The sequence below is a fragment of the Agriterribacter sp. genome, assembly GCF_035445465.1.
Taxonomy (GTDB): domain Bacteria; phylum Bacteroidota; class Bacteroidia; order Chitinophagales; family Chitinophagaceae; genus Agriterribacter.
In genome coordinates, this window is record NZ_DAOMQT010000019.1 from 68,333 (window position 1) to 78,889 (window position 10,557).

Consider the following 10,557-nt stretch of genomic DNA (forward strand, 5'->3'; position numbering starts at 1 on the left):
GTTATGGTAACTAATGAACCGCTTTACAGAACATCTACATCGGTAACAATTACTACGCTCCGGAATGTTTTATTTTGATGCAGATGAACAATCTGATCTTTTATAGCGGCTTTACATTTATTGATAAAAGCAATGTCTTTGGGAATTTTAAATAACAGTTCCATCAAATACTGATTACGCACCCGGTTAACAGGAGGCTCTGCCGGACCAACAATATATTTACCATATTCCTTTTGTAATGCCGCAGCAAAATATTGAGCCGCTTCGGCTACCCGTTCTTTTAATTTGTGGCGGAATGTAATCAGTATGATCCGGGAAAAAGGGGGGTAAAAAAAACGTTCGCGACCTTCGATCTCGTACCTGAAAAAAGCGGCATAATCATGTTGTTGCACAAAATGAAGCACCGGGTGCTTCGTATTAGCAACCTGTATCATTACCCTCCCTCTTTCCTCCTTTCTGCCTGCCCGTCCGCTTACCTGCTCCATTAACTGGAAAGCCCTTTCATTTACCCGGAAATCCGCAAAGCTTAATAAACTGTCGGCATCTAATATGCCAACAAGGCTCACATGCTCAAAGTCTAACCCCTTTACCACCATTTGGGTACCTACAAGCATATCAATACGCTTCTGTTCAAATAACTGTATAAGGCTATCATGTGCATGCTTGCCTCTTACACTATCTATATCCATTCGTGCAATTTTTGCTTTGGGAAAGATTTCTTCCAGGTATTCTTCAATTTTTTCCGTACCAAAATTGCGCTGTACAAAAGCATGGCTGCCGCATGCAGCACAAGTGGTAACATTTGGATAGGTTGTTCCGCAATAATGACAAACCAGTTTATTGCTGAGCTTATGATAGGTAAGACTAACATCGCAGTGCTTACATTGAGGAATCCATCCGCAAACAGCGCAAATCTGATAGGGCGAATATCCCCTGCGGTTTTGAAATAATATTATCTGCTTATTACGCTCCAAAGCATTTTCTATTGCTTCCTTTAATTGCGGAGAAAGGATGATCTTCGACTTATCTTTTCTTACAATTTGTTTTGTGTCTATGATTTCAATTGCGGGAAGCTTAACACCGCCGTATCTTTCATTTAATTCTACTAATCCGTATTTACCCTGCAACGCATTATAATAGCTTTCAAGAGAGGGTGTTGCGCTACCCAGTAAAACTTTCGATCCAAAAAGCGCGGCATAGTAAACAGCACTGTCCCTTGCATTATACCTGGGGGCGGGATCATACTGTTTAAATGAAGTATCATGCTCTTCATCTACTACAATTAAACCAAGACTGGTAAAGGGCAGAAAAAGAGCAGACCTGGCGCCAAGTATAATTTTCAGTTCCCCGGTTTTAATTTTATTCCATATTTCAATACGTTCGTTCTGGTTAAACTTGCTGTGGTAAATGCCAATATATCCGCCAAAATGCTTCTGCAGCCGGCGGATGATCTGTGATGTTAGCGCAATTTCAGGTAACAGATACAGCACCTGCTTTCCATGGCTAATGTATTGCTCTATCAGCTTAATATATATTTGTGTTTTGCCGCTTGAAGTGATGCCGTGCAAAAGGCAAACCGGCTTTTCTTTAAATAATTCATTTAGTTTTTCTAATGCTTCCTCCTGGGCGGGAGTTAAACTAAAATCCACATTAATATGAAGCGGCAGGTAGCGTAAACGATCAACCGTGCGTTTTTCAAGCCATAAGATATTTTTTTCCACCAGCCCTTTCAACTGTGCATCAGACGCGCCCGATTTTTTTAGCAATGCCGGCTTAGTCACCTCTCCTTCCGTTTTTATAAGATGCAGGTAACTAAGCAACAGTTCCAATTGTTTGGGCGCTCTCCCCCAGTTATTCATCAGATCGGCCAGGGCATCTTCATTTTCATATACAGGATTAATGATAATATAGGTCTCCTTTTTTGCACTGTAAGCATCTTTAAGCGCTTCCCACACAAAGCATACCTTTTTTTCAATTAATCTTTTAATAACAGGATACACATGCGATGCATCCAGCAACTGCTGCACTTCGGTAAGCCGTAGTTCCTTTTTTATATGGAGCGCCTCCGCAATAATATATTCATCATTATCAAGTGCAGAAAAGTCGTCGCCATATTCTTCATTGCATATTAATATGGTTTCACTGCTCAGCTTAAAATAAGATGGCAATGCTGCAGCCATCACTTCTCCTTCGCTGCACATATAATATTGCGCTATCCACTCCCATAATTTCATTTGCTGCTCAAACACAATAGGTTCAGCATCCAGCACATTCAAAATATCCTTCGGCTCAAATGCCGCAGGTTTATTATTATGCAACCGTTTAATAATACCCGCATATTTTTTATTTTTTCCCAGCACAACTTCTACCCGGCAGCCAGGCTTCACTCTACTTTGTAAATGATGCGGTATTTGCCAGGTATAGTTTTTAGGTAAGGCCAAAGGGATAATGATCTCTGCGAAAAGAGAAGATGATGAGATCAATTCATCTGTATCAGAGTAAAAGCCAGTCATGATGATAAAGATAAGACTCAAACGATCGTCCCCATAACGAGGGAATAAATACTAGCGAAAGTATATGATTACCCCGTGCTTCAAATACCTGTATAGCCTCCATATAGGCATATAGGCTATCATTTTGCATGTGAGCCAAACTTTCTTCTCAGCGACAGGAAAGGCCTTTCCACACCATAATACGATATAAGTGCAAGACCAAGGGAAAAGACAACAATAAGCAGATTAGCAAAAAGTCCCTTTTGGGGTACGTAGAATGCTATGATCTTAATTGCAATCCAATGAAAAAGATATAATGAATAACTGAGCTTACCAATAAATACGATAGCATTTCCTTCTAACCATTTTCTAACCCCTTTCTCTGAATTTCCAAACAAGAAAGAAGGTACAATTATAGAGAATGCTATTCCCTGCAGAGAATATTTAAAGGTATTTTGAAACAACTGTGATGGAACAATTTCAATTAAAACCAATAACAAAAAAGATAAAATAAACAGCCATTTTGAATTAAGATATCGTATATAAAACCTTGCATTGTACCTGTAGATAAGCAATGCGGATACACAGCCATATAAAATCGAATCCCCGCGGTTGTGCGTGGTGTAATAAATTATCTTGCGTACCTCTGATAAATTGGAACTCCGGAAAAACTCAACACACCGGGAAAACAAAAATAACATCAGCAACACCCCAAGAACAGAAAGCAGCTTATCATTGCTGTCGCTAAAAAGCATTAGAAATAAAACCGGGAAAAATAAATAAAAGTGCTCTTCAACAGAAAGCGACCACAATATTTCAGAAACTAAAGGATAGTCCGCAGATTGCAATACCGGCTTAAAATAGACCAGATAATAATTAGTGAAATAAAACAATCCGGACATAATATCCGGGAAAAGGATACTTTGGCCTGATAATAAAATGAATACACAGGTAACAAGAAGGAAAAATAACAAAGCAGGATAAAGCCGGAACACACGCCTGAGATAGAATTCTTTTAACAAAATTGTATTCCTTTTACGGTATTCAACAATCAATAGTTTAGTAATTAAAAAACCACTCACAAAGAAAAATAAGGTTACGCCCAAAAGGGAAACCCTGATAAGATCACGGTAAAGATGTCCTATAATAACCAGAAGAATTGCATATCCTCTGAAGCCATCCAGGAAAGGGACATAGCGGTTGTCGGGTTTCATAAAAATAAATAATTAAAAACAAAGAACAAGTCAACACCCACCCATCCAAACTTATAAATAAAAAAATCGAAAAAATGAAAAAGAATAATGAGTAAAACTGCAAGCCCCCTGATGCAATCTAACTCCGGTATATGTTTATTGGGGGAATATGCAATATTTAATAATTTCATTGAGTTCAGATTTAGAAAAGGGCTGCCTTACATTTGAGTAATCAGCCCTTTTCGTAACATACAGGACGTATATATATTTCTATTCACTTAGTAGCACGACAATCCAACTATTACGTTTCCTGGTTTTTGAATCTATACGCTGTTGCTGCTATTATTACTTTACTACCTTAATCATTTTAAATGTTCCATCTTTCCAGCCCGAAACCCGGATAAAATAAACCCCAGGTAAAAGACTGCGGGCGTTTACATTCAGCTTCCTTTCATTTTTTCCCTCGGTAAGTCCCCTCAATTCCTGCGAATATAAGGGGCGCCCATCAACATTCAAAAGTGTAACCTCCAGTCTTTCAACAGGCTTGCTCAGCAAAAGGCGAAGCATAATATCATCCACAACCGGAACCGGATATGCAGCGGCGAGTACTTCAGAAGCGGATGCCGTGATACGACCGTCTTCCACCATCAAGCCACTTTGTGCCGTGTTGTTCCCAGAAGATTTACGCGGAGACGATCCTCCTCCACTTTGCTGTGCACTTAGAGGTACGGACTGAATAGAAATGCTATTCATAATTGCGATTCCTCCCGGGGCAGGTGTTTTAAACGTTATGAACACTCTTCCCTGGGCATCCGGCTCCACATCATTTATCTGAACCGTATTTTGCGTATTATTCACCGCATTCAATGTCACTGTTTTTTCTCCTATGGTGTATTCACTAATTAAAGGAATTCCTAACCTGTTGTCACAGTTTCCATAGAAAACAAAGTTATACCTATTGCCAAAACTCAGCCCGTCTATCATTAACCGTGCACTTTCAGCGTATAGCGAATAATAAAACTCCCTCATCACATTGTCAGGAACAACTCCTGAATTATTCCCCGTAATCATTCCCCAGTTATTAAATCCGCTAAAATTTTCTAAAATAGTAAAGTTAATCCCTGTAGGCAGGTTATTGTCGTTGACCAAATTTGTAAGCGTATATCCATTGTAAACTAAATCTGTATTATTCCACGGGAGAGGCTGGGGGGCTATTCCGTCATTCAGATTAATATTAACCTCATACTTTATTGTAGTAGCGCTGATATAATCACTAAAGTCCGAATAAGCAGATCCTGAAACAGCCCTCACTTTATAATAATAAATCGCGCCTGCAGTTAACCCGCCGTTGGTATATGTAAATACATTACCCGGTATAGTACCCGGCAGTTTTTCATATGTGCCCGTTGGAGCATCTGACCGCCAAACTTCAAAAGCGGTAACATTCGTTGCGTTACTTTTCCATGAGAGGCTTATGGAACTTCTGGTGCTTTTGTCCATATTAAGATTAAAAGGAGGAAGGAATACTGTAGCATCATATTCCTGAATTACCATAGCATTAATAACAGCATATCTACCTGCTTCTCCAGTAATAGCTACATCAATAACACCCTGATTAGGAACTATGCTATTAATTTGCACGGTATTAGTACTGTTACCAGTTGTCTCAAGTGAAACGGTTTGACCGCCTGCTGTGAAATGGGTTAACTGAGTCTTTGAATAATTCCTGCTACCGAAAAAAACCAGGTTATATTTTTTACTGCTATTTAAACCCGCTACTCTTACGGTTTTCAAAGGAGAAGAACTTGTGGCAAAATAATACCCGCTCATCATTATACTATCTGGAAAAGCCCCCGAATTATTGCCGGTAACTACCCCCTCGTAATGTTGCGCCCATTTTTCAAGTAACTGAACACTCGTTGTGGTGCCCACCCCGGTTTCTTCTTTAAGATTTGAGATTTTAGTACCCGCGGTAACCGATGTGGTTCCCGTCTGTACAGCATTAAAACTATTCCATGGCATAAAACTAACCGGGTAATCCTGGTTATTAAAATTTACATATATAGAAGTTATATACTTATCCGTAACAACGATCTTTATTGGTTTAACAGCGGTTGCTCCATAATGATCGCTTGCTTTAACAGATATTTCATAGGTACCTATATGTGCGCCGGTTGGAGAAAGGTGAATTGTACCATTGCCGTTACCGTTATCTGTAAATGATATAAACGGGGGCATATTCGATATTGCAAGCGTTATTATATCTCCAGGATCATCTATAGCTGCAATACTTACATTATTTGTATTGCCGCCTCTAATGTAGATATCGTTAGCATTAATTATCGGGGCTGTGTTGGGTGTTATGATCTTAACAATTGCCGAATTGTTACCACCATTAGGGTTTATAGCCCGAACAACATAGAAGTATGTATTATTACCTGTTGCGGTATAATCGTGATATGTAGTTGAATCCTTATTCGCAGCTCCGGGATTTAGTATGGTATAATACCCGGTTAGTGATGTTGAACGGTAAATTTCAAATCCTGCCGCATTGTAAGCCATATTGGTCCATGAGACTTTAACTGCATTATCATTGCTGACAAACTGAGCAGTTACATTACCGGGTTTAATAGGTGCGGTTCCATCGTTGGGATTAGTGACATTCGCATGTGCTATGGTAATTTTAAAGAGTGCCGTATCCTTACCATTTCGGCCATCGTTAACAGTTGCCTTTATATTATAAACACCAGCATCCCCATATTTTGGTGCAATAGTTATAGAGGCGTTGCGGTTTGCAGGTAAAACTGTTGCAAATCCTGGCAACCCTGTAAATGTCCAGCTCAGATAATCACTGGCATCCTGGTCAGTGGCAGACAGACTTACCTGAGTTGTCTGCATTTCATTAATTGATATATTGGATATATTATTGAGAACCGGAACATAATTACCGTTAACCGTAACATTGAATTTGACCGTATTAATATCATTTTGAGGATTGCTGGCTGTTACAATAATATTATTATAAACGCGCTGATCACTTTCTGAAGGCGTAAAAGTGATGGTTCCCTTACCATTTCCTGTTTGTTGGAATTGGGCAAAGCCAGGAGGAAGATTACTTACCTGCAGTGTAATAGTAGTTGGGGACGCTGATACCGCTTCTATGGGTAACACTACGGTACTGTTAAATCGCATGTATACATTTCCTATTGGTAGTATAGAGGGAACAGCCCCCCGGGTTTGGGCACTTACTTCGTTACTATAATCTGAATTACCACCATCCCCAACCGCTCTTACTTTATAGTAAAACAGGGAAGCCGGATACAAAGCCGTATCATTATAAGATGTTGTGCTGGGAGGTAATGCCGCCAATAATACATAATCGGTATTTCCATTATAGGAACGGTATAATTCAACACCTGTGGCATTTGTTGCGTTATTTACCCAGCCGGTTTTAATGATAGAACTGCTGGCTGCAACAGCAATTAAGCTACCCGGAGCTACAGGTGCAGGCGGGGCAGCAAGCGTAGTTGCGTTTGCCAGTATATCTCCCAAAACATTGCCCGGTATTGTTTGCTTATTAATACCCGGTCCCTGATAACTTACGGTTAGGGCCTCACCCCCTGTTGCCTCAAAAAAGGTAACTCTTATCGGGTATGTGCCTGCATCTAACTGAACTGAGCCGCTTGCTTCGCCAGAAGCATCGTGTAGTCCGTCATTGTTTACCACCTGATTGTTATTGATGTATAACCTTGATCCGTCATCAGATTTGAGATAGAAAGTATAGCTTCCCGTAGTAGGTACTGTAATAAACCCTTCAAACTTTAACGCGAAATTATCTCCTCTTAATTGCATTCCCAATCCAAATGTATTTACCCTGCCCGTTTTAAGCGGATTCATTGAACTGAAATCAGGCACTACCGACATGCCCGTTCTTTCGTAATAAGCATAATCCACGCCCGGTCCTACTTTATCAAAAGGAGATTCTCCATACTGATTGATCGCCCTCACCTTATAATAATAAGTGGTAGAAGGTTCAACTAATGTATCTGCAAAGCTGGTGGTATTGGCAGGTAATACTCCAACAGTGATAAAGCCATCCAAAGGGTTTGCGGATCGGTATAGTTCAAAAGATGTCTCATTATTGCTGTTGTCGCTCCATGTAAGGTTAATTCTTTTAAAGGAAACCGCTGTAGCGGTAAGGTTTGATGCCTTTGCAGGAACCGTGCCTGAAGGAGGCGGAAGAGGATCTACAAAAGCAGAATCCGGAACTGCACCCGACCAAAAAGTGTTAGTGCCATTCTGATTAACTCTCCTCCAGGATATTCCCATATTTGCGCCTCCTCCTTTTTGAAAGAAAGTTATCGCTATCGGATATACCCCGGCCGAAAGTGAAATTCGCGAACTGTTTACAGTCTGAGAGCCATGGAGTCCGTCGTTATTCACCTGCGCCGTTGCCGTATGACTATAAGGAGAGGAAGTATGGCTGCTATTAAGATCGAGGTATACTTTACTGCCATCATCCGAAGTGCTGCTGAAAACATAGTATCCGTCTGTGGGGATACGGATAAAACCCTCCCACAGGAAAGCGTAATTCTCTGCCTGGCTGGCATTTTCAAGCGTTACATTAGGCACCACGCCGGTTGAAATGGGTGTAAGTAAGTTAAAGTCCGGCAAATTATCCCAGCTACCTGTATAATGTTTAAAAGTTAAACCTTTAGCCAGGGGCTGAGCAGTTACCTGGTTGCTGGGCGCAGATTTGTTACCGGCAATATCAACTGCTTTAATGGTAAAGTTATATGACTTACCATACTCCAAACCATATACCGTATACTCAGTCTCCGAAGTAACATAAGATTTGATGCCATTGACATAAATCTCATAATGATTCATACCCACATCATCCGTTGATTCTCCCCAGGCAAGCGATATATAATTCCTGGTTGAGCCTGTTATATGCAAATTACCAGGAGCTGTTGGGGGATTGGTATCTTTTTGCGTAGTAGCGGAAGCTTCATTTGAAACCGGTGCAGCCGCCGTATTATTGACAGCTCTAACAATATAGTAATATTTAACTCCCGGAATTAAGCCCTCCTTTACAAATGAAAACACATCCCCGTTAACAAGGCTTACAAATTGATAAGGCCCTCCGGATTGGGTTGCCTGGTATATCTCAAAACCGGTTTGAGGATACACTGGGTTGGGATTACTGCTCCAGTTCAATTTCAAAGAAGTATAGGAAAGAGGGATAGCGATCAGTCCGGTTGCCACATCCGGTTTATTAGGACCATTAGCATTAATGACCTTAAATAGATCTGTAAATGCGCTTGAACAACCAAATTGTTCCGTAACCTGTACTTTATAATCACCTGCAGTAGCCCCAATAAGCATACTAGTTGTACTAAGAGGGTTTGAGCTTCCTACTTTTTCCCACCTGTAAGCAGCATATCCCGATGGTACTTCAAGACTCACAGTTGTTTTTCCATCCGGGGCAGGCAATACTCTACTTGCCTGTCCGCTCACTTTTATAGTAGGTGGTATAGTGACTGTCTTGTATTTTATCTCAACCGGTATTGGCGACCATTCCGACCAGGTTGTCCCTTTCCGGATACGGCAGGAATAAACACCAATATCAGTCACTGTAAGCGTATTAGAGGAGGTTCCCACCCCCGTCAGCAATTCACCGTTTTTTCTCCATTGGTATTCATTGAAGCCGGCAGTAACACCAATAGTTGTATTAATAGCCCCAGGTCCTGTATTACAGAATTCCGTTCTGCCATATAAGGGCCACGGATTGGCTTTATTTGCCCTGCTTAAAAAAGGGAAATAGTCCGACTCACCCCAGGCAGCATACCAGGCGCCATGTCCTAAATTAGGGTATTCCGTATATGTAAAGTTTCCCCCGGCATTTTCTGCTACATTCCGCAGATATTGAGCAGAAACCGGAGAAGGGTTCACATCCAAGGCACCCTGGAATAACCATATTGGTGTAAATTTATTATCTATTACAATATTGCTAAAGGCTGAGGAGGCATTACTGATAGGCAGGCAACCGGCAACCAGCTTTGGATACGACTCAAAAAACTTCCAAGTAGCAAGCCCGCCTGCTGAAAGCCCGTCTACAGTGATCCTAAAAGGGTCAATATTAACCTGAGGGATAAGAAAATTTTCTACCAGTTCCATCACAAACTGTCTTTTTTCGGAAAGCCAGGTTTCAGTTGAATTGGTAGATTGCGGATATAAAAGAAAACCATCATATAGCTCATTATCAACAGCGTTTTTATGTAACTCTCCGCCATGATATAGCTGGTATTCATTATCATATAGGTTTCCCCATTCGCCCCTGCCATGGAAGAAGACAAATAAGGGATATTTGGTATTTCCCGAAGCATCATAATTTTTGGGCCATTTTAATCTGAACGGTACCCCTTTATATATATAAGCTTTAAATGACGAAGTATTCCAGTTAACCCGGTTCCTCTTCACCCATTTCCCTGGTTGTCCAAAAACGGGCTCCGTTGGCGGATTACTGGGGTTATATACTACAACAGGATCGCTGGGATTAAACACGGAAGACTGTGCCTGTAAGGAAGTTATTCCTGCTCCCACAATAAATAACAGCAAACAACCCTGGACTAAATTGCGTACGAATCGGTTCATATTAATTTTTTTTCTGTAACTGTATAGAGGTTCCAGGGAGGAGATTGGGCTTAGAAGAAAGGATTGGTGTTTATGAAAACAATACCTATAATATTACTTACATATTCATTATACGAAAAAAACGGGAAACAGGTTTGTCAAAAGACGATTGGAAAGAAACTTGATGCCGAAGCGTAAACTTTACAACATCAATAAGGGACTGCAAGGTATAAAAG

Annotated in this window: 4 protein-coding genes; all 4 read right to left on the minus strand. The window is 40.7% G+C overall.

All coding sequences use genetic code 11. The annotated features are described in order from the left end of the window. Nucleotides 1-23 precede the first annotated feature (23 nt). The 4 genes from priA to PLE34_RS11560 all read right to left on the minus strand — a co-directional run bounded on the left by priA (nucleotide 24) and on the right by PLE34_RS11560 (nucleotide 10,342). Nucleotides 24-2,513 carry a replication restart helicase PriA gene (gene priA / locus PLE34_RS11545; protein WP_324557045.1) on the minus strand — a complete coding sequence of 830 codons (2,490 nt, stop codon included), beginning with the start codon at nucleotides 2,511-2,513 and terminating at the stop codon, nucleotides 24-26. Nucleotides 2,514-2,632: 119 nt separating this feature from the next. Further along, entirely contained in the window at nucleotides 2,633-3,706 is a 1,074-nt protein-coding gene (locus tag PLE34_RS11550; protein ID WP_324557047.1) for an acyltransferase family protein, read from the minus strand. Beyond that, complete coding sequence (locus PLE34_RS11555) at nucleotides 3,703-3,876, minus strand: hypothetical protein (RefSeq protein WP_324557050.1); 174 nt, start codon at nucleotides 3,874-3,876, stop codon at nucleotides 3,703-3,705. Before PLE34_RS11555 ends, PLE34_RS11550 begins: the two co-directional genes overlap by 4 nt. Nucleotides 3,877-4,030: 154 nt before the next feature. Continuing rightward, complete coding sequence (locus PLE34_RS11560; RefSeq protein ID WP_324557053.1) at nucleotides 4,031-10,342, minus strand: fibronectin type III domain-containing protein; 6,312 nt, start codon at nucleotides 10,340-10,342, stop codon at nucleotides 4,031-4,033. Nucleotides 10,343-10,557: the final 215 nt, after the last annotated feature.

Coding starts and splice junctions, on each gene's coding strand:
- priA (WP_324557045.1), bottom strand. CDS start 2,513: ATGACTGGCTTTTACTCTGATACAGATGAATTGATCTCATCATCTTCT.
- PLE34_RS11550 (WP_324557047.1), bottom strand. CDS start 3,706: ATGAAACCCGACAACCGCTATGTCCCTTTCCTGGATGGCTTCAGAGGA.
- PLE34_RS11555 (WP_324557050.1), bottom strand. CDS start 3,876: ATGAAATTATTAAATATTGCATATTCCCCCAATAAACATATACCGGAG.
- PLE34_RS11560 (WP_324557053.1), bottom strand. CDS start 10,342: ATGAACCGATTCGTACGCAATTTAGTCCAGGGTTGTTTGCTGTTATTT.